Origin of the sequence: uncultured Streptococcus sp., assembly GCF_915066115.1 — a bacterium.
Classification (GTDB): domain Bacteria; phylum Bacillota; class Bacilli; order Lactobacillales; family Streptococcaceae; genus Streptococcus.
In genome coordinates this window covers 1-25,924 of the sequence record NZ_CAJZDT010000001.1, presented here as the reverse complement: position 1 = coordinate 25,924, position 25,924 = coordinate 1, and the positions used below count along the sequence as shown (strand labels likewise).

The following is a 25,924-nucleotide window of genomic DNA, read 5'->3' as shown; positions in this document are numbered from 1 at the left end:
AATCGAAACTACGGGAAAAACTAGATTTTTTTGTCAAAAAGTGATAAAATGAACAATGTAAATGGGATGACCCATAAAAATATACAGGAGGCCTGATAAAATGGCAATCGTTTCAGCAGAAAAATTTGTCCAAGCAGCTCGTGACAATGGTTATGCAGTTGGTGGATTTAACACAAACAACCTTGAGTGGACTCAAGCTATCTTGCGTGCAGCAGAAGCTAAAAAAGCTCCAGTTTTGATCCAAACTTCAATGGGTGCTGCTAAATACATGGGTGGTTACAAAGTTGCTCGCAACTTGATCGCTAACCTTGTTGAATCAATGGGTATCACTGTACCAGTAGCTATCCACCTTGACCACGGTCACTACGAAGATGCACTTGAGTGTATCGAAGTTGGTTACACTTCAATCATGTTTGACGGTTCACACCTTCCAGTTGAAGAAAACCTTAAATTGGCTAAAGAAGTTGTTGAAAAAGCACACGCTAAAGGTATCTCAGTAGAAGCTGAAGTTGGTACTATCGGTGGTGAAGAAGACGGAATCATCGGTAAAGGTGAATTGGCTCCAATCGAAGACGCTAAAGCAATGGTTGAAACTGGTATCGACTTCTTGGCAGCTGGTATCGGTAACATCCACGGCCCTTACCCAGCTAACTGGGAAGGTCTTGACCTTGACCACTTGCAAAAATTGACAGAAGCTCTTCCTGGATTCCCAATCGTATTGCACGGTGGATCAGGTATTCCTGATGAGCAAATCCAAGCAGCTATCAAACTTGGTGTTGCGAAAGTTAACGTTAACACTGAATGCCAAATCGCATTCGCTAACGCAACTCGTAAATTTGCTCGTGACTACGAAGCAAACGAAGCAGAATACGACAAGAAAAAACTCTTCGACCCACGTAAATTCTTGGCTGACGGTGTAAAAGCTATCCAAGCATCAGTTGAAGAACGTATCGACGTATTCGGTTCAGAAGGTAAAGCTTAATCTAGCTGAATGATACAGATGAAACCTACCCATTGGGTGGGTTTTTTGCTGTTTTTAGGAAACTACTAAACCAGAATTTTGGGTTAAAAGTACCTTTTTAAGAGAGAAATATCTGATTTCATAATCTATAGGCAAACGCTTGCATTCCATTTTTTATTGGACTATAATAGGTTGGTATAAAGCCTTCTGTAGTAATAAAATGTAGAAGGTTTAGAAAGTAAGGATTTAGAATACTTGTAGTCAAAAGACAATGTTGCTATTCCTTACCATAGGGAGATAGATATGGCAATGATAGAAGTGGAACATCTTCAGAAAAATTTTGTGAAGACAGTGAAGGAACCGGGCTTGAAGGGGGCTTTGCGCTCCTTTATTCATCCTGAAAAGCAGACCTTTGAAGCGGTCAAGGATTTGACCTTTGAGGTGCCAAAGGGGCAGATTCTAGGTTTTATCGGCGCAAATGGCGCTGGGAAGTCGACAACCATTAAAATGTTGACCGGGATTTTGAAACCGACATCTGGTTTTTGTCGGATTAACGGCAAGATTCCCCAGGACAATCGTCAAGATTATGTCAAGGATATTGGGGTTGTTTTTGGACAACGTACCCAGCTATGGTGGGATTTGGCGCTTCAAGAAACCTACACGGTTTTGAAAGAGATTTACGATGTGCCAGACTCGCTCTTTCATAAGCGAATGGATTTTTTAAATGAAGTCTTGGATTTGAAGGACTTTATCAAGGATCCCGTGCGGACTCTTTCACTGGGTCAACGGATGCGGGCGGATATTGCGGCGTCCTTGCTCCACAATCCCAAGGTTCTCTTTTTAGATGAGCCAACCATAGGTCTGGATGTGTCGGTCAAGGACAATATTCGTCGGGCTATTACCCAAATCAATCAGGAGGAAGAAACAACCATTCTCTTGACCACTCATGACCTGAGCGATATTGAGCAACTCTGTGATCGGATCTTTATGATTGATAAGGGGCAGGAGATTTTTGATGGAACGGTTAGCCAGCTTAAGGATACATTTGGCAAGATGAAGACTCTCTCCTTTGAACTGCTACCAGGTCAAAGTCATCTAGTTTCTCACTATGAAGGCTTTTCGGATATGACAATTGATAGACAAGGGAATAGTCTCAACATTGAATTCGATAGTTCACGCTACCAGACAGCTGACATTATCAAGCAAACCCTGTCTGATTTTGAAATCCGCGATTTGAAGATGGTGGATACGGATATTGAAGATATTATCCGTCGCTTCTACCGAAAGGAGCTCTAAGATGGTCAAATTGTGGAGACGTTATAAACCCTTTATCAATGCAGGGGTTCAGGAGTTGATTACTTACCGAGTCAACTTTATTCTTTATCGGATCGGCGATGTAATGGGTGCTTTTGTGGCCTTTTATCTCTGGAAGGCTGTCTTTGATTCTTCGCAAGAGTCCTTGATTCAGGGCTTTAGTATGGCAGATATCACCCTCTATATCATTATGAGTTTTTTGACCAATCTTCTAACTAGGTCCGATTCTTCCTTTATGATTGGAGAGGAGGTCAAGGATGGTTCCATTATCATGCGCTTGTTGCGACCAGTGCATTTTGCGGCTTCTTATCTCTTTACCGAGCTTGGGTCAAAGTGGTTGATTTTTATCAGTGTCGGTCTTCCATTTTTAAGTGTCATTGTTTTGATGAAAATCTTATCTGGGCAAGGGATGGTAGAAGTGCTGGGATTAACTGTCCTTTATCTTTTTAGCTTAACGCTAGCCTACCTGATCAACTTTTTCTTTAATATCTGCTTTGGTTTTTCAGCCTTTGTGTTTAAAAATCTTTGGGGTTCCAATCTACTCAAGACTTCCATAGTGGCCTTTATGTCTGGAAGTTTGATTCCCTTGGCTTTCTTTCCAAAGGTTGTTTCAGATATTCTGTCCTTCCTGCCTTTTTCATCCTTAATTTACACTCCGGTCATGATTATCGTTGGGAAATACGATGCCAATCAGATTCTTCAGGCGCTCGCTTTGCAGTTTTTCTGGCTCTTAGTAATGGTGGGCTTGTCTCAGTTGATTTGGAAACGAGTCCAGTCATTTATCACCATTCAAGGAGGTTAGTATGAAAAAATATCAACGCATGCATCTGATTTTTATCAGACAATACATCAAGCAAATCATGGAATACAAGGTGGATTTTGTGGTGGGGGTTTTAGGAGTCTTTCTGACTCAAGGTCTGAACCTCTTGTTTCTCAATGTCATCTTTCAACATATTCCATCCCTAGAAGGTTGGACCTTTCAAGAGATTGCTTTTATTTATGGCTTTTCCTTGATTCCTAAGGGGTTGGACCATCTCTTTTTTGACAATCTCTGGGCGTTAGGTCAACGCTTGGTTCGAAAAGGAGAATTTGACAAATACCTGACTCGTCCTATCAACCCTCTCTTTCACATCCTAGTTGAAACCTTTCAGATTGATGCTTTGGGCGAACTCTTGGTTGGTGGGATCCTACTAGCGACAACGGTATCTAGCATTGCTTGGACTCTTCCAAAATTCCTGCTTTTCCTAGTTTGTATTCCTTTTGCGACCTTGATTTATACTTCCTTGAAAATCGCGACAGCCAGCATCGCTTTTTGGACCAAGCAGTCAGGAGCAATGATTTATATTTTCTATATGTTTAATGATTTTGCCAAGTATCCGATTTCCATTTACAATTCGCTTCTTCGTTGGTTAATCAGTTTTATTGTACCTTTTGCCTTTACGGCCTACTATCCTGCCAGCTATTTCTTGCAGGACAAGGATGTTATCTTTAACATTGGTGGTTTGATGTTGATTTCTATGGTTTTCTTTGTCATTTCCCTTAAACTTTGGGATAGGGGTTTAGATGCCTACGAAAGTGCGGGTTCTTAGCATAGATGTTATCAAAGCCTTGTCTCAGGACAGGCTTTTTTAACAGAGATGAAAATTTCTTGACACCTATTCTTAGAGTGCTATACTGTAAGTGTAATCGCCGATTTAGCTCAGTTGCTAGAGCAAGGCACTCGTAAAGCCTAGGTCACAGGTTCAATCCCTGCAATCGGCAAAGTGAAGAAGCTCAAAGCCTTGTCTTGGGACAGGGCTTTTTTATATGTTAGGAACATGCCTTGAAGCTAATTCTAGAGTGTTAAACTAGATGAAAAAAGAAGCAATAAGATGTAATTCAATTGCAGTTAGTCTAAATGAATGAAAAAGATGGGATAGCACCTTAGAATCAGATCTTGTAGGTTTTTCTTTGATTCCTATTATAGGAATTATTGGAAAGATAGTGTAAAAGGAATTTTATAGAAAATTTTTTTCAAATAAAATACTGATAAAGTACAGATATTGAGAGCGTTAGATTTTTGGTTAAGCTTTGAGGGGCGGTTCATGATAAAAATTTTTTTACATTCATGATATAATATGGCTATATTCACATGTTATAGGAGAATATTCATGAAAAAACGTACTTTGCTTTGGTTAGTTTTAGCCCTTGTAATTTTTGGAGGAGGCGCATGGATGGCACAGGCAACAAATCTATTTGGAGGAATAGCTCTGAGCCCACGGGCTAAGCAGTTGGCTTATCTGAAGGAGCATGAAGAAGATATGGCTGATTTTGTCAAGTCTTTAAGTCCTAAAGTTGAAAGTGTTCAGTTTGATTGGGATAGTATGAAGGTTGGTCAAGTAGGAAATGGAACTCCTCAAGGTGGAGGCTATATGTTGACACTTAGAGGAAAGGTAAATAATAATGATAAGACGAAATTCATGGTTGGATTTTCTTTAGACAATGATGCAAACAGTATACCAAAGGAATTTGGAATTTATGAAATGCAGCCTATAAGAATTTATAGGGATGGGGGATGGTATTATTATGACTAATAGTAATTTAAAAACCTTTGATAATTTTTATGCGAATTTAGCACAGTCAGCTTATTTAGGAGAACATTCATGAAAAAACGTACTTTACTTTGGTTAGTTTTAGCACTTGTAATTTTTGGAGGAGGTGCATGGATGGCACAGAAAACAAATTTATTCGGAGGAGTATTTCTTAGTCCGCGAGCTAAGCAGTTGGATTATTTAAAGGAACATGAAGAAGAGATTAAGGAGTTTGTAAAATCTTTAAATCCTAAAGTCGAATCGGTTCAAATAGATTGGAAACAGACACAATGGGATAAGATAGGAAATGGTACACCTCAAGGAGGAGGCGATATTGTTCAGGTTTATGGAGGATTTAATAATATATCAAACTCAAGCTGGAGTGTTATTATTAAGATTACAGATGGAAAAATTTTAATTAATTCTATCGGAATTGGTAGTCCGTTGCGTATTGGGGGTAAACTGCTTGACTAATAGTAATTTAAAAAATTTTGATAATTTTTATGCGGATTTAGCTCAGTCAGCATATAGAGGACGACCGAATCTTTTTACATATGAGAGACTGAGTAAAGAAGAAAGAAAAATATTAGATTCAGGAGAAGCGTTACAATTTGACTTCTCTAAAGACATTCAATCTTACAACGAAATTACAAAAGAGTTGGAAATCACTAAAGGAGGTAAAAAACTTCCTCATGACGGTAAAGTCTACTTGCAGCCAGATCCTGATTTACATACTGTGGAAGATAAGATAAAACTCCAAGTTGGTGATCCTGGCGGAGGGGTTCACCAAGAAGAGCCTCCTATCAAGCTCTATCAAAAAGGGCTTTTAACGGATGAGAAAGCTGGTTTCAATGCCTACTACTTAACGGATACGCCAACCTTGACTAAAGATACTACGAAAACTTATATGGCTATCCGCGGAAGTGATGCTATTAGTTATGAAAATTGGAACGATTGGATAGACAACGATGCGAAGTTTGCCCTCAACCACATCCATACCCCGCAAGCCAAGTTAGCGACGGCAGGTATGAAAGCTAAAATCGCAGAGATGCGTGAAAAGGCTCCAAATGCTACGATGGACATCACAGGTCACTCCCTAGGGACCATAGTTTCTGCGCAAGGAGTAGCTGGCCTCACTGATGAAGAACTGAAGAAAATCGGCAAAGTGGTCCTCTTTGACGGTCCAGACACGACAAAGAGCTTAAAGGAAATGGGCCTCAGCGATGAGAAAATCAAAAAGATTAGCGAAAAGATCGAGTATTATGTCAATCCTTTTGATATCGTGGGGATGCTTAATCGAGAACACACCATTGCCAAATTACCTGGTGACTCCGATGAACCCCTTAAGAAACCCGTCGGTAAAGTCAATGTCCTCGTCCCCTTGCATTATACTCAGATTACTGATCCCGAAAGCTCCCATGACTTTGGTGTTTTCCAATCGGATGGAAAGGGAAATTTGTTGACCGCGTCTGAGGATTTTCACCCAGAATTGCTCAGGGCAGGTGAAAAGCTGTCTCGACTGATTGCGACATCTTTAGATTCTCTCAGGGCTTTAGGAGTTGATGATAATGTAGCCTCAAATATTTTGAATGCCATTATGAGGGGTGAGGCTCTAACAAAGATGGCTATCGGTTATGCAGTTTACAAGAATTATACAATAGAATATAGTAAAATCGTCGAAGAAGCACGTCAGGAATCTATAAAATGGGATCGAGAAGCTATTCCTCGTTATCAGGAACAACTGAGAAGTGGCAATCTTTCAGGAAATCAAAGAATCTTGGTTCGAGCTCAGTTGCTTCAGACAGCAGCCCAGTTAGCAAATTTTGACATGGAAGACAAAGTTAAATCCGTGAAAACCTTACTTTCAGACGCTAAGGAAGACATTCAAAATATAGTAAAGGAGACAAGGTCAACAGCATTTGACATGGTTGGATATTTGTCAAGCTCAGAAGTTACGAATCTTCTTTCTGGTTTTGATACAACAAGCTTTTGGGATGAAGGCCTTGCTAGTGACACGAAGACAGCAGCAACATCCTTCCTGACACAAATCCAGCAACTGGGGGAGAGCTTGGTCAAAGCTAGTGGCTCCTTTGAGACCATAGATAGAGATAGTGCTGAAGATTTTAATAATCTATTGGCGGATGTAAAGCAAACATGGAGGGGAAAAAATGGTAGTCCTAACGGATGAGGATACTTTAATTACAAGAGAGCAACTCGACAGAGCCTTCAAAGAAAGAATGAGGGAACAAGAACGCCAAGCAGTCAGGGCCTTGGTAACTGCAAAAGAGTTGTCAATCCTTGCTAAAGGAGCTGAGTTAGCTAAAAAGTTGCAGGAAGCAGCCGCAGATATGCAAGAGTACGCTTCTAAGACCTATGTGAACAATATTAAGGGTGGATTTGAGGGAAAGGCTGCAGATGCTGCAGAAACTTACTTGACACAGACCTTGCAAACACCTACTTTACAGAGTCCGATCAAAAGCTAGGAGAAAACTGGTTATGGATAAAAAGGGACTTCAGAAACTAGAGGATGAGCATAATCGTAAATTACGAGACTTAGAACGTTTGGAGATGGATTTGGATGATGATTTCCACAAGTTTAGTAGGGAGACGGATCATCTCCTAGAGGCGCTTTCCTATGCATGTAGAGATAGTAGTTTTGCTGAAATTCAACCATATATCTTTGAGATAGAGAACAATTTAGATAGCTATCATCAACTTTATAAGAATCGTATAGAGAATGTACTGGAAGCTCGACACCAAGAGAATAAAAACTTTTATCGAAAGTTAGAGGAAAAGGATTTTTAACGAATAGACCCTTAATCTAATACAAGAGAATTTTTTTGATAATTTATTAGTAAAAAATGGTGTAAGCACTTGTAATTTGTGGCACTTATTGATATAATAAACTTATAAAATAACTTAAAGGAGTTTAATATAGCTTTAATTCAATTAACGACAGAGGAACTACGTACTTCTGCTCAAAAATATACTAATGGTGCTGAAGAAGTAAGAGAAGTGCTTCGCACATTGAGTAACGAACAAGAGATTATTAGAGAGAACTGGAAAGGTGCTGCTTTTCAGAGCTTTGATCAACAGTTTACAGAATTATCTCCAAAAATTGAAGAGTTTGCAGCTTTACTTGATGCAATCAATGCGCAATTGTATAAAGTTGCTGAAATCGTTGAGCAAAACGACCAAGAACTTGCATCACAAATTCATTAATTTGTTATAAGTGGCTTTAGGAGGGCGAGAGCCTTCCTATTTTTTTTAATGGAGATGATTAAAAGGCAAATGAAGAAGAATAGAATATATAAATATGTAGGGAGTAGTTTGCTAGCCCTATTGTTGCTCTTGATGATGGTTCTTTTGAATCTTTCTGTTCAAAAGAATACGACAATTAACAATGAGAATAACGCGAAAGTAAATCAGCAGACCAAATTAAATGTGGCTATTGTAAATGAAGATAAGCCTGTCTATGTGGATACAAAAGAGTATAATTTGGGGGCTAGTTATGTAAAAAACATCGAGCGTGATAATTCACAAAACTGGTCCGTTGTTCCTCGTGGAGCAGCAGATACCGGATTAGAAAGTGGGAAATACCAACTCGTTTTAACAATTCCTAGTGACTTTTCTGAAAAAATACTTGATATTAACAGTATCAATGTTGATAAGACAACCATTAATTATAAGGTCAATGCCCAAGGAAATTTGCAGGTGGAAAATGATGCAAATAAACTAGCAAAAGACATTGTTGCTGATTTAAATGGTCAATTAGTTGACATGTATATGGCGAGTATTTTGAGCAATCTTTATACGGCGCAAAAAAATGTGCAAGCTAGTTCACAGATACAAGCAACTAATATCGGAAACTACCGTACAAACTTATATGGAACAGCAATTAACTCTAAAAATATTTTCCCGACTCTTTACAGTATGTCTAGTTCTTCAGTTGATGCAAACGGTGTCTTAAAGACAGGTTTGGAAAGCTACTTACAGTCCTTTAATCGCTTTGATGAGTCGCAGGTTAAATATAACAACACTTTCAAAGAATTGTCTAACAATAAGGAACAAGCAAAGCAGAATTATGCGGACGTCATAGAAAAGCTTATATCTAAGAGTAGGGATGAGGTAAAGGAACAGGTTGATTCTTATAAACAAGAATTAATGGAAACCCAAAAGATTCTAAATTCCAAGATAGAAGGTCAAGTAACCTCCTCTGATGTAATGCAGCCTGAAGTTGGATCTTCCTATAAAACAGTCGCAAAAGACATCAGCAAAGAGATTGTTAGTTTACAGACCAATCTAACAAATGAAAGAACGAAGTTTGAGAATCATAAAAAAGGTATTCGTGACTTCATTGATGAGAAACTAGCTTCTTACTATGGAACAAGTGAGAAGACAATCACTCTCGGTCGATTTTTGGATAAAGCTGCAAACAAGGACCTAGAGAAGGCTGAAGAATATCTCAAAGAGCAACTGGTTTCTGCAATCTCAGAATTACCAAAAGAAGATTTTAGTGGAAAAGAATTTAGTGGTTTTGGTATGACACCAACCACAATTCCTTCTGTAAACTATACAGATTTAAAAACGATTAAAGAGCCTAGCGACGAGATTTCTTTGGCGGACTTGAAGAATCTGGAAAATAAGGCGATTACTAGTACAAGTGCTGTTGGACGAACAGGAACAAAGGCTAAGGTATCATGGAAGGCTGGAACAGGAGTGACGGTTCATTCGGTCACTTATGATGGCACACCAGTTGAGTTTGGCCAAGAAATTGATTTGAAGACTGGTGGGACTTTCAAAGTAGCATATAGTCTTGCAGAGGCAGCTCCAGCTCCAACTCCGACTCCAACTCCGACTACAGGTTCAACTGGGGGTCCAAGCCCAACTCCAAAAGCGGAGCCAGAGACTATTGATATTTCCTTGAATGATGTTCAAGCAGTCAGTGCTCCCATAGATGTCTCAGCCGTTCAGCAAGCAGCAGTGACTTACGGACAAAAGGTTCAGAAAATAGCCTCTGCCTATCAAAAGGTAGAATCACTAAAAAAAGCATACGATACCGTCAGAGGGTTAAAAAATAGTGATGTGTCTAAAGCATTGTCAGATATTTGGTTCGAAGCTATTAGTTCAAATCTTAAGAAATACGAAGAAAGCCTAACTAAACCTGCTAGCGATACAGATAAAGATGGTGCTAAGGATAAGGTAGATAAAGCCTTAGCTAAACTGACTGATTTGAAGCCTATCCTAGAAAAAAATGTTAAGGAAGTTTTAGAGACTAACAAGGATTTGAATGATAAAATTAATAAACAATTAGACCTAATCAAAAAGATTGACGAATTTGCGAAACAAGCGAAAGAGGGTACCGTTTTTCAAGATATAGATAGGGATTTAAAATCACTCGATGAAGATTATAGAAATCTATTCACTAACTCTTCTGCTGTGAAGGAGTCTTCTCAAAGCAATGTCAAAGCTGCAGAGTCTGTAAAGGAGACTTTAGGTAATTTCAATCGTGAATTGTCAAATGCTCAAACAAGTACTGAAAAGTTATCTCAAGATGCTGACTCCTTGATGACGCAGTTTAACGAAGAATTGTCTAAGAATGGTAACTTTGTAGAGTCCTTCGTGAAAGTTCTGAATAACGCCTATGACAATGGGGTACCAAACGAAGTATTGCTTAACTTCTTATCAAACCCTGTTGCGCAAAATTCTACCTCGGTAAAAGCGACTGTCAACGTTTATCGTCCATTTACATGGATTCTCTTACTTGAAATTGTTAGTCTCTTTACAGGCTATTTATTTGCAACGCAAAATATTGTTCGTAAGGTCAAAGATAAATTTAAGCTAGACAAGTTGCATGATACAGATATTATGACAGTTGGCCTACTATCTATTTTAGCTATAATAGTTGGTCTAGTCGTTGGTATTGTATCGAGTGCTCAACTTCACGTTGGTCGTGAATATCAACCATCATGGGTATTGCTAATTGTTTTAGCTGCTTTGGTACTGATTCAAGGGCAGTATTTATTACTTAAACATTTCCGAGTAATTGGAATGGGTCTCGCCTTCTTTATGATGATTAGCTTTGTCTATCTATCAAATGCAATTGGGACGACGGCCAGTCTAACAGGTTTTCCAGCCTTCATCAAAAATCTTAATGCTTTATCAATATTAGAAGCTTTCCTTTCAGGATATTTTGATGGACAACCAGCAAATATTTTAGCATTTATTGCAATGATGATTGTCGTAGCTGGATTACTTGTTATGAATATTTTTATCAAAGAAAGAAGATTTTGGCCTCAAGTATTTCAAACTGAGAAAGAATAGGAAATGAAAAAAATAATTCTTTTACTTCTTACCTTAGTAGCATGTGCAGCAGTCTCAATGGCTGCTGCAGATGATTTGAAGGATAATCGTTTACAGATTGATGATTCTCGACTTGAGAAAAAAGAGGGACTTAACTTTGGTCTACAATCTGAAGAAACCAAGGAGCTTTTTAACGAAGCGACCCAAAAGAAGTTGCAAGACATGCAGCAGTATCAAGAGGAACAGTTGATCACAGAAAGGGGCCAACTGTTTTCTGCTATACAGGGACCAGTTAAAAAAAATCCTGCAGAGCAGTTGTTTCAGCCAAATTCAAAAATAACATCTAAATTTCAAACAAATATTGGTCAGTTAGAAAAAGATGGTTTGAGTGATTTTCTTCCGGAGTTAGCATATATATCATTGTTTTTATTACTTTTCGTAGCTACAGCTGTGATGAGTTATCGCCTTATGGCCGAAGGGATAGAATAATGTTTTAGCAAGTCCGTCTTAACAACTTAGTAAGAACAGAATCATATACAGGAGGTATATAAACAGTGGAGCAACATATCAATATTACTCTACGCTTGAGAGAAAAAGATGTGGATATTCGCATTCCTAGTCGGATTGAAGTGCGACGGTTAATTCGAGAAGTGGATACGATTTTTACTCCAGGTAAACAGAGAAAAAAATATCAACTTAGAATTGTCAACAAAGGATTATTGATTGATGAAGGAAAACAACTATCCGATTATCCAATGACAACAGGGGATTTAGTAGAGATAGAGGAGATTTAGGTGACTGAGGAAAAATTTATATTTGGCGAACAGCCGTTTGTATATGAAAAAAATGAAACAACTTGGAAATTGAGCCTTAAGCGTTCAGATGTAGCGAGTCAAGATTTACGGGAACTGTTACTGTTGGATTTGCATCATCCGTTCTTTTTGGAGCAATCGATGGTCTCTGATGAGGATAGTGTAACCTTCTCCTATCAAGTCGAAGCTCATGGTTTGACTTATGAAGAAATAAAGAGTCGTACCATTTCGGAGAGAATTCGTTTGGCCCTAAACGTTTTTCGTCTAGAAGGAGCCTGGGAGTTGCCAGTGACCTTCCTTTTGCATCCAGTAAATCTATTTATTACCAAAGATGCTCAGGCTAAGATTGCTTATCGTGGAATTCCTGGTCTGATGGTTCCTCAATCAATATCCTCAGAAGATTTTCTACGTCAGGCTAAGTGTTTTACCGTAACACTATTTAGTGATTTTGACTTTATGGACCTTTACAATGGTTCCTTGGAATTAGAGACCTTGCCAGACTTTTTAAATGACCTGTGTCAGGCAGATGATATTGCAACAGCAGTTACTATTTTGGAACGGTATTATGTAGAGAAATCTGCGAAAGAACAGGCGGATTTAGTATTGGTTCCAAGCAGACGACACCGAGTGTTTAAATTGGCAACGATTTGGTTGACAGCGAGTGTTGTTTTGTTGATCGTTCCGCTTATCTATTTGATTTTCATGCAAAATCCTTTCAAAGAAAAGATGTTGCAGGCGGATACCGCTTTTATTAAAGTAGATTATAGCGCGGTTATTACAGAATTAGAGGGAATTGCTCCTGCTAGCTTGCCTAATACGCAGAAGTATGAGTTAGCCTTCTCTTATATTCAGGGATTGGAATTTTCTTCTGAACAAAAGAAGGTCATCCTGAATAATGTAACCCTCAAATCTGATGAGCTTTATTTGACTTATTGGATTCAAGTTGGGCGCAATCGCTTTGAAGAGGCACTTGATATTGCCAAACGGATTAACGACAGTGATTTGATTCTCTATGCTTTGACTCAGGAAATCAAGCAGGTTCGGGAAGATGGTAAGTTGTCAGGGAAAGATCGTGAAAGTAAACTGAATACTTTGGAGAGTGAATATAAGAAATACTGGGATAACCGAAGTCAGCTATTAACAAGTGATTCTAGCTCTAATGCATCTACTAGTTCTAGTCCTAGTTCACAAGAAAAGCATTCTGAAAGCAAACCTTCATCTGAGAAGAAAACTAGCCCTAGCAGCTCCTCTAGCAATTAAGGTAGACCAAGGAGAGAAACTATGAAAAAACAAATCATTTTCTACAGCCAAGGTCTGCGTTATGAAGTAGAACTGAGTGCAGATAAAACGGTCTTGGTTGGGGCTACTGAAAAGGCTCAAGTCTACCTTTCTCAACAGGAGAGTCCGATTCAGCTCAAGCTTGACGGTGACAAGATCTTTTATCAGTATGAGAACGAAGCAGGATTATTGAAAGATGGTCTACGTTTGGGTGAGGTTGTCTTTTATCTCCGAGAAGGGGGTCCAAGGGTTTATGATCTTTTGGATTTATCAGAGTTTCAGATTGGTTCTCATAAAGGTGCGTTGATCACACTAGATGGAGATGTCGAACTCTTACTCCAAAAATCTCAGAATCAATGGATGCTAACTCGATTAAAAGGCGCATTTTATCGAAACAATCATCTGGAACAAATGGACCAGCAATTGATTGGTTTTGGAGATGAGTTGAGTTTAGGAGCGGTGACAATAAAGCTCTTTCCAGACGAAGTATGGGTTTTGGGACCAGCTCAAGTTGGGAGACAACTAACGCTGAGAGAACCCTCTCGATATGGTTTTTATGAAGATTATCCAGATTATCACCGCTCTCCACGAATCATTTATCGTGGAAGTGAAGATAAAATATTGATTAACCCTCCAGGTCAAGAACCAGCTAAGCCGAGTGATGAACTGTTAAAGCTAATCGTTCCTCCTCTTACAATGGTCGGGGTAACCGTCTTGATCACCTTGGTTCAACCTCGAGGAATCTATATTCTTGCGACAGTAGGGATGTCCATAACCACAATGATTTTTTCTATCCGTGGTTTTATCAAAAATCGTAAAAAGTACAAGGCTGATAAGAAGGAACGGATCGATCTTTATCGTCTTTACCTGAAAGATAAGGTAAAGGAATTGACTCGTCTGGAACGGGAACAAAAAGAAGGGATGCACTATCATTTTCCAACTATTTTAGAGTTGACGGACTTGGTTGAGAGTTACAATCACCGGATTTACGAAAAAACTCCCTTACATTTTGACTTCTTATACTATCGTTTGGGACTCGGGAAAATACCGACTAGCTATGACTTGAAATATGGTCAACAGGAGCGCAGTGGTAAGAAGGATGCTCTGGAAGAAGAGGGTTACGCTCTCTATAGTCGTCACAAAAAAATTCCAGATATGCCGATTCCGGCAAACCTTAGCCATGGACCGGTTGGTTATATTGGACCTAGAAATCTCGTCCTAGAACAACTGCAGCTTTTGGTGATGCAGTTAGCGACTTTTCATTCTTATCATGATGTGCAGTTTATTACGATCTTGCCAGAAGAGGAAAAAGAACAATGGTCTTGGATGCGTTGGCTACCTCATGCCAAACTGCAAGAACTCAATGTTCGCGGTTTTGTCTACAATCAACGGACACGAGACCAGGTTCTCAATAGTTTGAACCAAATCTTGAAACTACGTCGTAGTCAAAAGGAAGAAGCATCCCACAAGGAGAGCAGCCTCTTCCATCCTCATTACGTGGTTCTAGTAACCGATGAGAAGCTGATTTTGGACCATATTATCATGGAATTCTTTACCGAAGATCCAACGGAATTAGGCTGTTCTCTCATCTTTGTAGAGGATGTCATGAGTTCCTTGTCTGAGAATATCCAGACAGTGATCAATATCAAGGACCGAAATACGGGCCAACTGGTCATGGAAGAAGGGGTCTTGAAAGAGACGGACTTCCGCTTGGATCATTTCCCAACAGATTATGATAAGGAGCGGATCGCCCGTACCTTGGCACCGCTCAATCACCTCCAAAATCTTAAGAGTTCGATACCAGATTCCGTGACCTTTATGGAAATGTATGGTGCGGAGACCTTTGAGGACTTGCAGGTATCGAGCCGTTGGAAAAAGAACGCACCCTACAAGAGTTTGGCTGTGCCGATTGGTCTGCGTGGTCAGGATGACCTGGTTCAGCTCAATCTACATGAAAAAGCTCATGGACCTCATGGTTTGATCGCAGGGACGACTGGATCAGGGAAGTCAGAAACGATCCAATCCTACATCCTATCCCTCGCTGTCAACTTCCACCCTCATGATGTGGCATTCTTGCTGATTGACTACAAGGGTGGTGGGATGGCCAATCTCTTTAAAAACCTCCCCCACCTCTTGGGAACCATTACCAACTTGGATGGTGTCCAATCCATGCGGGCTTTGGCTTCGATTAATGCGGAGATCCATCGTCGTGAACGACTCTTTGGAGAGTTCGAAGTCAACCATATCAACCAATACCAGAAGAAATTTAAAAACGGAGAAGCGACAGAACCTCTCCCTCATCTCTTCATCATCTCAGATGAGTTCGCAGAGCTCAAGGTTAACCAGCCCGACTTTATCAAGAAGTTGGTATCTATTGCGCGTGTCGGGCGTTCCCTCGGGGTTCACTTGATCCTAGCTACTCAAAAGCCATCAGGTGTGGTGGATGACCAGATCTGGTCCAACTCTCGCTTTAAGATTGCCCTTAAGGTAGCAGATCGTTCGGACTCCAATGAAATGCTTCATACACCGGATGCGGCCGAGATCACTCAGACGGGACGCGCCTATCTACAGGTCGGAAATAATGAAGTTTATGAACTCTTCCAGTCAGCCTGGTCAGGCGCAGATTACCAGCCAGAAAAGGATGATATGGGAATTGAAGACCATACTATCTACCTGATCAATGAATTGGGGCAATATGAAATCCTAAACGAGGACTTATCGGGCTTAGAGGATGCCGATGAAATCAAGGAAGTTCCGACAGAGCTAGATGCTATTGTGCACAATATCCATCTCCTATGTGAAGAACAAGAGATCCCTCCAGTACCACAGCCATGGTTGCCACCACTTAAGGAGCGCATTGCGCTAGAGGAGCTGGAAGAAGTGCAACCAGCAATAGCCTGGGCACAAGAGAAATCACTCTCAATTCTACTTGGAATGGCAGATATCCCGCAGGCTCAGAAGCAGGAAGCCGTCTCTATCAATCTCGCCAAGGACGGACATGTCCTTCTCTATGGAAGTCCGGGCACTGGGAAGACAACCTTCCTTCAGTCTGCAGGTATGGACTTGGCTCGTAAGTTCAGTCCTAAGGACCTTACCATGTACTTGATGGACTTTGGGACCAATGGTTTGGCTCCATTGTCCAAGCTTCCACAGGTAGCGGATATCATGCCTCTGGATCAAACGGAGAAGATCTCTAAGTTTGTACGAATCATGGAGAAAGAACTCAACCGCCGTAAGAAACTGCTTGCGGACTATGGAGTTGGGACCTTGGAACTCTATCGTCAGGCTAGTGGTCAGGAAGAACCGGCTATTGTCATCCTCTTAGATAGCTATGAAGCTTTCAAGGAAGAAGCCTATGAGGCAGAACTCTTCAAGCTCTTGGTGCGCATCTCTCGTGAAGGTCTCAGCATTGGGGTACATCTCTTGATGACAGCGGGTCGCCAGTCCAACCTTCGTGCCCAACTCTACTCGAACTTCAAGCACCAGTTGAGCCTACCACAAAATGAAGCTAGTGAAGTGCGGACGATTGTGGGCTCTACACCCCTTGCCATGACCATGGAAGACATCAAGGGACGGGCTCTCATGAAGCGTGAAGACGTGGATGTCATCCAGCTGGCACTCCCAGTCTCTGGAGACAACGAAAACCAAGTCCTCAATAACCTTCGTCAGGAAGTGGCTTCCCTCCAAGAAGCCTGGACAGGACAGCGCCCAAGTGCCATCCCGATGGTACCAGAGGAGTTGATGGTGGAAGAATTTTTGAAATTGCCTAGTGTACAAGAAGCTATTGAGAATGGTCAGATTCCTATCGGTTTGGAGCTAGAAATGGTTGGAAGTGTCAATATCTCTCTTAGCAAATTTAAACACATGGCTTATGTATCAAATGCAGAAGATGCTTTTGATAATATAACTCATCATTTATTAAGAACTATTCTTAAAATGCCTAACGTTCATATGATGTTGATTGATGCTTTCCAAGAATATGAGTCATATAGTAATCAGGTGAAAACCTATGTTGGAAGTAAAAAGGAAGTATCGGACATAGGAAATCAGCTAATCTACGAAATAGAGCGCCGTCTTGAAAAAGGAATCTCATCTGAGTGGATTGTTTTTATACCAAATATGAGAGCACTTGTATCCGAAAGCGATTTAAATGTTCAACAGCTTCAATTTATGTTTGAGAATGGTTATCGAGTAGGGATGAGGTTTATTATTGGTACAGATTATACTTATATTGGAACAAGCGTTGACCCAATTCCAAGATACCTCAAAACAAATGTCCAATGGGTCATCTTTGGTATGCGCCTAATGGATCAAACCTTCTTAGATAAAGGAATATATAGCAGAGATGTGGCTCCAGATCCCGATCAGGTTTATTTACATTCTCGGAAAGAAATCATCAAACTCAAAATTAGTAAGAATAAGTAACAATATTATTTGATACTTAAGATTCAACCCTGTCTCTTGACGATTTGATAGTAGAAAGGATAATTGAAAAGGTTATTGAATATGGGACAAGTAAAAAGTGAAAAAGGCACGGCAAGTACTATTGCAACTGGAATTGTATCAGCAAGCAATAGCATTACAACTGCCGGTACAGTTACTAGAGATAAGACAAGCTATTATACCGCTAATACGGTAGGAAGAAAATTGATCATAAATGAGGCATCTATTGCTCAAAATATTCAATCAAAAATAAGTGAATTCGTAAAATTAATTCATGGTGTCGCAAATGAATTCGAAGTAGTAGATGAGAATATAAGTACAATGTGGCAGAATAATTTATCGTCGAGTCAAAATAAGGGGATAACTGGTCAATCTTCGCCATACACAAATCCGTCATTTGTTCCTCAAAATAATTTGTTTAAGGAGTGAGGATGGAAAAAACTAGAAAATTAGAAGATATTCAATGTAGTGTTCAACAGATTCAAACGAAATTATCAAAGCTAGAAGAAGAAAGAAATCAGTTTCTTTCCGTTGCGACGGAGATCTTAGATCTTTGTCAAACGAACTTCATTCCATATAGAGAATTAGGCTATTATCCGTTATCCGTTAAAGATGAGATGAATCGTCTTGAAGATATAGAGATGTTAAAAAGGAATGAACAGCTACTTGATGATTTTATCTCTGAGAGGAAAGAAGAATTAAAAAAAGCAATGAGCAAGCTAGAGGGCGAAAAAGAGGAACTTCTTTTTCAACAACGCCGTCTTGAATTACAAAATGAGGAGAAGGAGGAGAAGAATGGGGATTAAAGTAGATATAGGCTCAGCAGATTCGCAGGGCAGTACAGCCAATAGTGTATTAAGCAGCCGTGTGAATTATTATAACGATGTCATTAGTGCCTTTAATAATTTGATTACAGAGGAGGAGTTGAAAGGGGCAGCCTATGATAGCGCTAAGTCCTATGCGGAAAATATAATGGTTTCCCTACTTAGAGGAGTTATCCTCTTTTCAGAGAGTCTAGGAGGAAAAGCCGGTGAACTACCGACTCTTTACTATTCACAAGTCGGTGGAGAAAGTCTAGATGAGGAGATACTTCAACAGCAAATTGAAGCGAAGAATACAACCATTTCGACTTATGAATCTATTTTATATAGTTTATATAATCTAAAGGACGTCAATCCTATATATATAAGTAATGTTCGAGGAGTTATCTCAAATGCGACGAGTAAGCGAGATGAGTTACAAAGGAAATTAGAAAAATTGCAGTCGTTTGCGAGCTCGACTAGTGGTCAGTTTTCGGATTCAGAAAGCTTACAGAGCTTAGTTTTCCAAGGTTTCGAACAAGTCACAGGTGACTTTGGAAAGTTTGATGGCACTTTTAAAGTAGAGGGACAAGCTTCTTGGGCTAGTAATATTAATAGTGAGTGGACGAAACGTTCTGAGGTAGTTCAAAATTATCAAAATGTTTTAGATAAAATTAAAAATAAAACCGAATTAGATGAGAAGGATATCGCAGCGATTGCAGAGTATAGAAAACGGTATCCAGGTAAAGAGTTGCCAGATACGTTAGTTAATGCTATTGAGCAACACCTCTATGAAAAGATATTAGCTGAAGTACTTGGTGATGATGGTGTTAAGTACAATACAATTAATTTGTATGATGCAATTAAGGCAATCTCAGATAATGACTGGTTTAAGAGAGGAGCCCAAATACTTGGACTAACACCGAAAAGCTTGACTAAGGCTTTTCTACAATCGGACGGCATCATAGAATTGCTGGGATCGGTTGATAAGGGGACAAAACGTAGGAAATTTGTAAGTGGTGTAATGAGTGCCATGGCTTGGTATGAATCATTAGGAAATAAGGGAGGGACACTGAAAAAGATTTTCGATGGTATTTCTGATATCGCAAGCCCTGTAGAAACTATTGTTAAAACAGAATTGGAAAAAGTTACAGGAATAGAGAGTTTGGGTAAATATATAACTGAGGGAGGAGAAGTAACTGGATTATTTGGTAAAGGAATAAAATACGTTGCAAAAGGAGGGGAGCTATTTGGAAAATTAGGAACAGTTTTTACATATGCAGATTTAGGAATTACAGCTGTATCAAGTGGAGTCAATGAATTCGTTGAAACGAAAAATATAGGTAAAGCTGTAGTAGGGGGAACATTAGAAGGAGTCAAAAAAGTAGGAGTTTTAGAAGGAGCTACAATTGGAGGAAGTATAGGTGGAACGATTGGAACGGCGATTCCAGTTCCTGTCTTAGGAACTTTATCAGGTGCTGCTGTAGGAGCGTTTGCAGGAGCTATAATCGGTGGTATTAATCAGCTTGCTCAATTTTTTAATCCGCACTTATATGATGATGTTAAGGATTTTGCTTATAAAGGAATTGATGCGGTTGGAAAAGGAATAGAAAATACACCGAATACCATTTCTGGTACAATAGGCGGTATAGGAAAAATGATAGGATTTGGGTGAAAAGGATGAAGAAATCAATTTTTAAAGCAAGTTTTGAGGAGAGTTTAAATTTATTAGATGATGGCGTCTCAGGGAAATTTGCTCGGGACATTTACCAAGATGCTTTAAAAAAAGAGCAATTTAGAGGAACAAAAAAATCATATGTTTGGCTGGTAATTCTGACTTTCCTATTTATAATTGGTCCCAATTGGTTGATTGTAGCTTTAAATAATTATTTATTTTACCATTCTGATCCTAGAGATTTAACAGTCCCTTTACCCGACATTAATTTTCTTCCGTACTGGGTATTTTGGATAACACTTGCAATATGGCTTTTATTGATTATACTAGGGAAGCGATACAATCAGCAGTTTATTTTGATTTATAGGGGCCAATTCCATTTTATGGTTACCTTTATTATCTGGCTAGTTGTTGAACTCAATCTTTTTTCTCTAAACTTAATTTATGCAGTAGCTGGATTTTGGGGAATGTTCACTTTTGTAGGATTGATATTATTAATAATTATTTCAATGATTCTTTCTAGGTGTGAGTCATTAGGAAAATTGTTATATGGGACAACTCTAAAGAAAAGTTTTAGTGATAGATTATTCGGCAAGATGTTTAGCATAATTGCCAAGTATGGTGGTTTGGTTGTAGCAATTTGGCTAGTCATTCGTATTTTTTTCTCAAGTTCGATGGAGAATAGTAATAATTTGATTGGAGGACTCGGTATTTTGGCTTCAATACTGATTCTTAATATTTTAGTTTTTGCTTTTGAAGTTTATTTCATGTTTCCCTATATGCTACAAGCTTACTATAAATGGAAATACCCTGAAGAATACCGCGAATGGGAAGGAAAATCAGTGGAAGAATGGTATGGAATGAAATATTTAAAAAAACACAAGGAGTTATTAAAAAATGAATAATAAAAATAAAAATAAAGAATTATTACCGTTAGGTAGTATTGTCTATCTTCAAGAAGGAACGCAGAAATTAATGATTATTGGTCGTGGAGTTATCTTTGACGACGAGGAAACTGGAGAAAAAGCATTTGCTGATTATATGGGTGTTTTGTACCCAATGGGCTTTCAAACGGAATCGACGCTTTTCTTTCAACATGAAAATATTGACAAAGTCGTTTTTGTAGGCTATTCAGATGAGGAAGAGGGACGTTTTTTAGAAGTTTATGAGAAGTGGACGAAAACACTTACGATTCCTAAGAAAGAGATAAAATAGAATTACAGTGGAGTAACTATCATAGATTCTCTATATTCGACGTAGTAATGCTAATCCTGTCTTTTTGCTGAAAGCTTTAAAACCATTAAAAGTGTAACAAAATTCGAATAAGCTATATTTTTAGAGATTGTTGAAGAAATCACTATACTTCAAATAAAAATCAAAAACGAGGAGCTGCTTTGACATTAAAGAAACTCCTCGTTTTTTGTCTGTTCCATTTCGTAAGATGAATTAGCGTGGTCATAAGCCTAAATTCATGATACAAAAATATAGCTTTGTTCCTATGGGACGAGGATTGTTTTGATATTGTGGTATAATAGAACGAGAACGTTTTCTTTCTAGTACCTTGAAAATTCTATATTTTCGCTTATTTATCTGCTATGCTATTTACAAAAAAATCCTGTCTCTTGCCGTCAAGTTCCACCCTCATAATGTGGCTTTCTTGTTGATTGACTACAAGGGTAGGAGAAGCTAGAATAGCATCCTATAATGAGGCAATTTCTGCCTTCAAGCACCAGTTGAGCCTACCACAAAATGAAGCTAGTGAAGTGCGGACGATTGTGGGCTCTACACCCCTTGCCATGACCATGGAAGACATCAAGGGACGGGCTCTCATGAAGCGTGAAGACGTGGATGTCATCCAGCTGGCACTCCCAGTCTCTGGAGACAACGAAAACCAAGTCCTCAATAACCTTCGTCAGGAAGTGGCTTCCCTCCAAGAAGCCTGGACAGGACAGCGCCCAAGTGCCATCCCGATGGTACCAGAGGAGTTGATGGTGGAAGAATTTTTGAAATTGCCTAGTGTACAAGAAGCTATTGAGAATGGTCAGATTCCTATCGGTTTGGAGCTAGAAATGGTTGGAAGTGTCAATATCTCTCTTAGCAAATTTAAACACATGGCTTATGTATCAAATGCAGAAGATGCTTTTGATAATATAACTCATCATTTATTAAGAACTATTCTTAAAATGCCTAACGTTCATATGATGTTGATTGATGCTTTCCAAGAATATGAGTCATATAGTAATCAGGTGAAAACCTATGTTGGAAGTAAAAAGGAAGTATCGGACATAGGAAATCAGCTAATCTACGAAATAGAGCGCCGTCTTGAAAAAGGAATCTCATCTGAGTGGATTGTTTTTATACCAAATATGAGAGCACTTGTATCCGAAAGCGATTTAAATGTTCAACAGCTTCAATTTATGTTTGAGAATGGTTATCGAGTAGGGATGAGGTTTATTATTGGTACAGATTATACTTATATTGGAACAAGCGTTGACCCAATTCCAAGATACCTCAAAACAAATGTCCAATGGGTCATCTTTGGTATGCGCCTAATGGATCAAACCTTCTTAGATAAAGGAATATATAGCAGAGATGTGGCTCCAGATCCCGATCAGGTTTATTTACATTCTCGGAAAGAAATCATCAAACTCAAAATTAGTAAGAATAAGTAACAATATTATTTGATACTTAAGATTCAACCCTGTCTCTTGACGATTTGATAGTAGAAAGGATAATTGAAAAGGTTATTGAATATGGGACAAGTAAAAAGTGAAAAAGGCACGGCAAGTACTATTGCAACTGGAATTGTATCAGCAAGCAATAGCATTACAACTGCCGGTACAGTTACTAGAGATAAGACAAGCTATTATACCGCTAATACGGTAGGAAGAAAATTGATCATAAATGAGGCATCTATTGCTCAAAATATTCAATCAAAAATAAGTGAATTCGTAAAATTAATTCATGGTGTCGCAAATGAATTCGAAGTAGTAGATGAGAATATAAGTACAATGTGGCAGAATAATTTATCGTCGAGTCAAAATAAGGGGATAACTGGTCAATCTTCGCCATACACAAATCCGTCATTTGTTCCTCAAAATAATTTGTTTAAGGAGTGAGGATGGAAAAAACTAGAAAATTAGAAGATATTCAATGTAGTGTTCAACAGATTCAAACGAAATTATCAAAGCTAGAAGAAGAAAGAAATCAGTTTCTTTCCGTTGCGACGGAGATCTTAGATCTTTGTCAAACGAACTTCATTCCATATAGAGAATTAGGCTATTATCCGTTATCCGTTAAAGATGAGATGAATCGTCTTGAAGATATAGAGATGTTAAAAAGGAATGAACAGCTACTTGATGATTTTATCTCTGAGAGGAAAGAAGAATTAAAAAAAGCAATGAGCAAGCTAGAGGGCGAAAAAGAGGAACTTCTTTTTCAACAACGCCGTCTTGAATTACAAAATGAGGAGAAGGAGGAGAAGAATGGGGATTAAAGTAGATATAGGCTCAGCAGATTCGCAGGGCAGTACAGCCAATAGTGTATTAAGCAGCCGTGTGAATTATTATAACGATGTCATTAGTGCCTTTAATAATTTGATTACAGAGGAGGAGTTGAAAGGGGCAGCCTATGATAGCGCTAAGTCCTATGCGGAAAATATAATGGTTTCCCTACTTAGAGGAGTTATCCTCTTTTCAGAGAGTCTAGGAGGAAAAGCCGGTGAACTACCGACTCTTTACTATTCACAAGTCGGTGGAGAAAGTCTAGATGAGGAGATACTTCAACAGCAAATTGAAGCGAAGAATACAACCATTTCGACTTATGAATCTATTTTATATAGTTTATATAATCTAAAGGACGTCAATCCTATATATATAAGTAATGTTCGAGGAGTTATCTCAAATGCGACGAGTAAGCGAGATGAGTTACAAAGGAAATTAGAAAAATTGCAGTCGTTTGCGAGCTCGACTAGTGGTCAGTTTTCGGATTCAGAAAGCTTACAGAGCTTAGTTTTCCAAGGTTTCGAACAAGTCACAGGTGACTTTGGAAAGTTTGATGGCACTTTTAAAGTAGAGGGACAAGCTTCTTGGGCTAGTAATATTAATAGTGAGTGGACGAAACGTTCTGAGGTAGTTCAAAATTATCAAAATGTTTTAGATAAAATTAAAAATAAAACCGAATTAGATGAGAAGGATATCGCAGCGATTGCAGAGTATGGGAAACGGTATCCAACAGAATTGGCAAAGCCAGAACTATTAAGGTTAATTAACGACTCTCCATATAGCAAAGTTAGCGATTTATATAATAAAGCTACAACTGTTTTTGATGCTGCTAATGTTTTGTATTTGGGTTCTCGAATTACAAAAGACAATAAAGGAAATTTAATATTTCATCATGGTACAACACCTATTGGGCAAAAGCTAGATAAATTGTTAGGCTATGATAAATTTTACAGTCGTAATAGTATAAACCGACGTCACAATTACAGTAAGATTACTACAAATAAGGGAACAAATATTCGAGGTCAGTACGAGGATATGATGCAACCTTTCCGTCCTAATATCATTAAGGCTGGGAAAGATGGTGCACTTTCCTCAGCAACAGCTGGTTTGTCAAACATATTCTCAATACATCCTACTGAAGGGATTAAGATATCAGATAGCTTTAAGAATATGGGCAAATTGGGTAAAGGCATGGCGATTGCAAATGTGGTATTTTCTGCTGTAGATATTGTAGACGGAATGGGAGAAACACATGATATTGCTGTTAGCAAAAATATGACAGTTGGAAGTGAAAAGTATATAGCTACTCAATTTGGAGGTGTTACGATTGACACTGTTAAGAATGTAGGAATCAGCGCTACATCTAGTATCGGTGGTGTTGTGATAGCTGCAGGGATAGCCACATTAGTGGCAGCAGCGACTCCTTTTACATTACCAGTTGCTGTAGTAGCTGGTGGTGCACTTCTTATAGGCGGAGGTATTAGTGTGGGTTTAAATGAACTAGATAAACATACCGGATTTTCAAAGGGTTTGAAAAAATGGTGGGCAGGAATTGTAGGAGGATAAGATGAAAGAAAGATATTATGAATTTTTGAATATACTGATGACAGGTCATAAACCAGTGAGAAATTTGAATTTCTATCTTGTATTTTTAGTCGAATTTCTATTTACTTCAGTAGTACTGATTGTTTCCATATTTACAAAGAATCAAATGCATAATCTTAGTATATTTTTGATTCATGTTACTATTGTCCATATGGTAATAGTACTGCTTGCATTTTTGTTGTTTCAAAAATTTTCCGCTTCAAAATTATTACAATCAGTTCCGACGACTTCGTTTCTTTTTCTTCATTTTAAACTTCTTTTTTTGAGCTCTATATTCTTTGGGGAACAGTATTTATCGATATTCTTTCTTTTCATTGGATTGAGCGTTGCTTTTCAGGTGATAAACTTTTTTTATCAAATATCAATTGTTTCAAAAGTAAAACAAATGCCAGATACTGAGCATAAGAAGAATTTGTTACACTTACCAACCCTTATTGTAACAATAGTGTCAGCAGCAATAGTACTAATAACACGATTCTTTATGTTATCTGGAATCTATGTTATCATCGGATTGGTAGGGATGATTATTTCATGGAACTCGTTCTTTATTCTCGGCTATACTCAAGTATTCACCGGTTGGGAAAAGAAAAGCACGAATAACATTATTTTTAGAGGAGAAATAAAATAAAATTAATTAGAATGGCTAGTAATAGCACAGCT

25 protein-coding genes and 1 tRNA gene are annotated in these 25,924 nt (G+C 38.7%); all 26 read left to right on the top strand.

All coding sequences use genetic code 11. From position 1 onward, the window contains the following. The first annotated feature begins 100 nt into the window (after positions 1–100). The 26 genes from QZ565_RS00130 to QZ565_RS00005 all read left to right on the top strand — a co-directional run bounded on the left by QZ565_RS00130 (position 101) and on the right by QZ565_RS00005 (position 25,892). Positions 101–982 (top strand): class II fructose-bisphosphate aldolase, encoded by an 882-nt coding sequence (locus tag QZ565_RS00130; protein ID WP_001019001.1) that lies wholly within the window; start codon positions 101–103, stop codon positions 980–982. 282 nt (positions 983–1,264) lie between these two features. Further along, a complete protein-coding gene (locus QZ565_RS00125) occupies positions 1,265–2,257 on the top strand; it encodes an ATP-binding cassette domain-containing protein (RefSeq protein WP_033686800.1) in 993 nt (330 codons plus the stop codon). Between the two features lies 1 nt (position 2,258). After that, a complete protein-coding gene (locus QZ565_RS00120) occupies positions 2,259–3,077 on the top strand; it encodes an ABC-2 family transporter protein (RefSeq protein ID WP_084863049.1) in 819 nt (272 codons plus the stop codon). Between the two features lies 1 nt (position 3,078). Further along, positions 3,079–3,864 carry an ABC transporter permease gene (locus QZ565_RS00115; protein ID WP_064276354.1) on the top strand — a complete coding sequence of 262 codons (786 nt, stop codon included), beginning with the start codon at positions 3,079–3,081 and terminating at the stop codon, positions 3,862–3,864. Between the two features lie 99 nt (positions 3,865–3,963). Continuing rightward, a tRNA-Thr gene (locus QZ565_RS00110) sits at positions 3,964–4,036 on the top strand. A 389-nt stretch (positions 4,037–4,425) separates the two neighbouring features. Further along, positions 4,426–4,848 (top strand): hypothetical protein, encoded by a 423-nt coding sequence (locus QZ565_RS00105; protein WP_020902068.1) that lies wholly within the window; start codon positions 4,426–4,428, stop codon positions 4,846–4,848. Between the two features lie 69 nt (positions 4,849–4,917). Next, positions 4,918–5,319, top strand: a complete 402-nt coding sequence (locus QZ565_RS00100; RefSeq protein WP_020902067.1) for a hypothetical protein — start codon at positions 4,918–4,920, stop codon at positions 5,317–5,319. Then, positions 5,312–7,033 (top strand): cutinase family protein, encoded by a 1,722-nt coding sequence (locus QZ565_RS00095; protein ID WP_084863051.1) that lies wholly within the window; start codon positions 5,312–5,314, stop codon positions 7,031–7,033. Before QZ565_RS00100 ends, QZ565_RS00095 begins: the two co-directional genes overlap by 8 nt. Beyond that, positions 7,014–7,328 carry a hypothetical protein gene (locus tag QZ565_RS00090; RefSeq protein ID WP_020902063.1) on the top strand — a complete coding sequence of 105 codons (315 nt, stop codon included), beginning with the start codon at positions 7,014–7,016 and terminating at the stop codon, positions 7,326–7,328. The genes QZ565_RS00095 and QZ565_RS00090 overlap by 20 nt, the downstream gene beginning before the upstream one ends. 13 nt (positions 7,329–7,341) lie before the next feature. Next, entirely contained in the window at positions 7,342–7,650 is a 309-nt protein-coding gene (locus QZ565_RS00085; RefSeq protein WP_020902062.1) for a hypothetical protein, read from the top strand. 129 nt (positions 7,651–7,779) lie between these two features. After that, positions 7,780–8,067, top strand: a complete 288-nt coding sequence (locus QZ565_RS00080; protein ID WP_020902061.1) for a WXG100 family type VII secretion target — start codon at positions 7,780–7,782, stop codon at positions 8,065–8,067. Between the two features lie 69 nt (positions 8,068–8,136). Beyond that, on the top strand, positions 8,137–11,169 hold the full coding sequence (gene esaA, locus QZ565_RS00075; RefSeq protein WP_295524074.1) for a type VII secretion protein EsaA: 3,033 nt from the start codon (positions 8,137–8,139) through the stop codon (positions 11,167–11,169). 3 nt (positions 11,170–11,172) lie between these two features. After that, a complete protein-coding gene (essA, locus tag QZ565_RS00070; RefSeq protein ID WP_261027355.1) occupies positions 11,173–11,637 on the top strand; it encodes a type VII secretion protein EssA in 465 nt (154 codons plus the stop codon). 65 nt (positions 11,638–11,702) lie between these two features. Beyond that, positions 11,703–11,942, top strand: a complete 240-nt coding sequence (locus QZ565_RS00065) for an EsaB/YukD family protein (RefSeq protein WP_064276358.1) — start codon at positions 11,703–11,705, stop codon at positions 11,940–11,942. Further along, positions 11,943–13,220, top strand: coding sequence for a type VII secretion protein EssB (essB, locus tag QZ565_RS00060; protein WP_295524069.1), 1,278 nt, complete (start codon positions 11,943–11,945; stop codon positions 13,218–13,220). Between the two features lie 21 nt (positions 13,221–13,241). After that, entirely contained in the window at positions 13,242–17,663 is a 4,422-nt protein-coding gene (gene essC / locus QZ565_RS00055; RefSeq protein WP_295524066.1) for a type VII secretion protein EssC, read from the top strand. 81 nt (positions 17,664–17,744) lie between these two features. After that, positions 17,745–18,110: a TIGR04197 family type VII secretion effector gene (locus QZ565_RS00050; protein WP_295524055.1), complete on the top strand. Its 366-nt coding sequence runs from the start codon at positions 17,745–17,747 to the stop codon at positions 18,108–18,110. A gap of 2 nt (positions 18,111–18,112) precedes the next feature. Then, entirely contained in the window at positions 18,113–18,487 is a 375-nt protein-coding gene (locus tag QZ565_RS00045; RefSeq protein ID WP_295524053.1) for a hypothetical protein, read from the top strand. Continuing rightward, positions 18,477–20,156, top strand: a complete 1,680-nt coding sequence (locus tag QZ565_RS00040; RefSeq protein WP_295524064.1) for a T7SS effector LXG polymorphic toxin — start codon at positions 18,477–18,479, stop codon at positions 20,154–20,156. Before QZ565_RS00045 ends, QZ565_RS00040 begins: the two co-directional genes overlap by 11 nt. 5 nt (positions 20,157–20,161) lie before the next feature. Then, positions 20,162–21,061, top strand: coding sequence for a hypothetical protein (locus QZ565_RS00035; RefSeq protein WP_295524062.1), 900 nt, complete (start codon positions 20,162–20,164; stop codon positions 21,059–21,061). Continuing rightward, positions 21,054–21,371: a DUF4176 domain-containing protein gene (locus tag QZ565_RS00030; RefSeq protein WP_295524059.1), complete on the top strand. Its 318-nt coding sequence runs from the start codon at positions 21,054–21,056 to the stop codon at positions 21,369–21,371. Before QZ565_RS00035 ends, QZ565_RS00030 begins: the two co-directional genes overlap by 8 nt. 449 nt (positions 21,372–21,820) lie before the next feature. Further along, on the top strand, positions 21,821–22,828 hold the full coding sequence (locus QZ565_RS00025) for a hypothetical protein (protein ID WP_295524057.1): 1,008 nt from the start codon (positions 21,821–21,823) through the stop codon (positions 22,826–22,828). An 81-nt stretch (positions 22,829–22,909) separates the two neighbouring features. Continuing rightward, complete coding sequence (locus tag QZ565_RS00020; protein ID WP_295524055.1) at positions 22,910–23,275, top strand: TIGR04197 family type VII secretion effector; 366 nt, start codon at positions 22,910–22,912, stop codon at positions 23,273–23,275. A 2-nt stretch (positions 23,276–23,277) separates the two neighbouring features. Next, positions 23,278–23,652: a hypothetical protein gene (locus QZ565_RS00015; RefSeq protein ID WP_295524053.1), complete on the top strand. Its 375-nt coding sequence runs from the start codon at positions 23,278–23,280 to the stop codon at positions 23,650–23,652. After that, positions 23,642–25,225: a T7SS effector LXG polymorphic toxin gene (locus QZ565_RS00010; RefSeq protein WP_295524051.1), complete on the top strand. Its 1,584-nt coding sequence runs from the start codon at positions 23,642–23,644 to the stop codon at positions 25,223–25,225. The genes QZ565_RS00015 and QZ565_RS00010 overlap by 11 nt, the downstream gene beginning before the upstream one ends. Position 25,226: 1 nt before the next feature. After that, on the top strand, positions 25,227–25,892 hold the full coding sequence (locus QZ565_RS00005; protein WP_295524049.1) for a lantibiotic ABC transporter permease: 666 nt from the start codon (positions 25,227–25,229) through the stop codon (positions 25,890–25,892). Positions 25,893–25,924: the final 32 nt, after the last annotated feature.

What these genes read in the sequence shown, in the direction of transcription:
- QZ565_RS00130 (WP_001019001.1), top strand. Translation starts at nt 101, where the DNA reads ATGGCAATCGTTTCAGCAGAAAAATTTGTCCAAGCAGCTCGTGACAAT.
- QZ565_RS00125 (WP_033686800.1), top strand. Translation starts at nt 1,265, where the DNA reads ATGGCAATGATAGAAGTGGAACATCTTCAGAAAAATTTTGTGAAGACA.
- QZ565_RS00120 (WP_084863049.1), top strand. Translation starts at nt 2,259, where the DNA reads ATGGTCAAATTGTGGAGACGTTATAAACCCTTTATCAATGCAGGGGTT.
- QZ565_RS00115 (WP_064276354.1), top strand. Translation starts at nt 3,079, where the DNA reads ATGAAAAAATATCAACGCATGCATCTGATTTTTATCAGACAATACATC.
- QZ565_RS00105 (WP_020902068.1), top strand. Translation starts at nt 4,426, where the DNA reads ATGAAAAAACGTACTTTGCTTTGGTTAGTTTTAGCCCTTGTAATTTTT.
- QZ565_RS00100 (WP_020902067.1), top strand. Translation starts at nt 4,918, where the DNA reads ATGAAAAAACGTACTTTACTTTGGTTAGTTTTAGCACTTGTAATTTTT.
- QZ565_RS00090 (WP_020902063.1), top strand. Translation starts at nt 7,014, where the DNA reads ATGGTAGTCCTAACGGATGAGGATACTTTAATTACAAGAGAGCAACTC.
- QZ565_RS00085 (WP_020902062.1), top strand. Translation starts at nt 7,342, where the DNA reads ATGGATAAAAAGGGACTTCAGAAACTAGAGGATGAGCATAATCGTAAA.
- esaA (WP_295524074.1), top strand. Translation starts at nt 8,137, where the DNA reads ATGAAGAAGAATAGAATATATAAATATGTAGGGAGTAGTTTGCTAGCC.
- essA (WP_261027355.1), top strand. Translation starts at nt 11,173, where the DNA reads ATGAAAAAAATAATTCTTTTACTTCTTACCTTAGTAGCATGTGCAGCA.
- essC (WP_295524066.1), top strand. Translation starts at nt 13,242, where the DNA reads ATGAAAAAACAAATCATTTTCTACAGCCAAGGTCTGCGTTATGAAGTA.
- QZ565_RS00050 (WP_295524055.1), top strand. Translation starts at nt 17,745, where the DNA reads ATGGGACAAGTAAAAAGTGAAAAAGGCACGGCAAGTACTATTGCAACT.
- QZ565_RS00045 (WP_295524053.1), top strand. Translation starts at nt 18,113, where the DNA reads ATGGAAAAAACTAGAAAATTAGAAGATATTCAATGTAGTGTTCAACAG.
- QZ565_RS00040 (WP_295524064.1), top strand. Translation starts at nt 18,477, where the DNA reads ATGGGGATTAAAGTAGATATAGGCTCAGCAGATTCGCAGGGCAGTACA.
- QZ565_RS00035 (WP_295524062.1), top strand. Translation starts at nt 20,162, where the DNA reads ATGAAGAAATCAATTTTTAAAGCAAGTTTTGAGGAGAGTTTAAATTTA.
- QZ565_RS00030 (WP_295524059.1), top strand. Translation starts at nt 21,054, where the DNA reads ATGAATAATAAAAATAAAAATAAAGAATTATTACCGTTAGGTAGTATT.
- QZ565_RS00020 (WP_295524055.1), top strand. Translation starts at nt 22,910, where the DNA reads ATGGGACAAGTAAAAAGTGAAAAAGGCACGGCAAGTACTATTGCAACT.
- QZ565_RS00015 (WP_295524053.1), top strand. Translation starts at nt 23,278, where the DNA reads ATGGAAAAAACTAGAAAATTAGAAGATATTCAATGTAGTGTTCAACAG.
- QZ565_RS00010 (WP_295524051.1), top strand. Translation starts at nt 23,642, where the DNA reads ATGGGGATTAAAGTAGATATAGGCTCAGCAGATTCGCAGGGCAGTACA.
- QZ565_RS00005 (WP_295524049.1), top strand. Translation starts at nt 25,227, where the DNA reads ATGAAAGAAAGATATTATGAATTTTTGAATATACTGATGACAGGTCAT.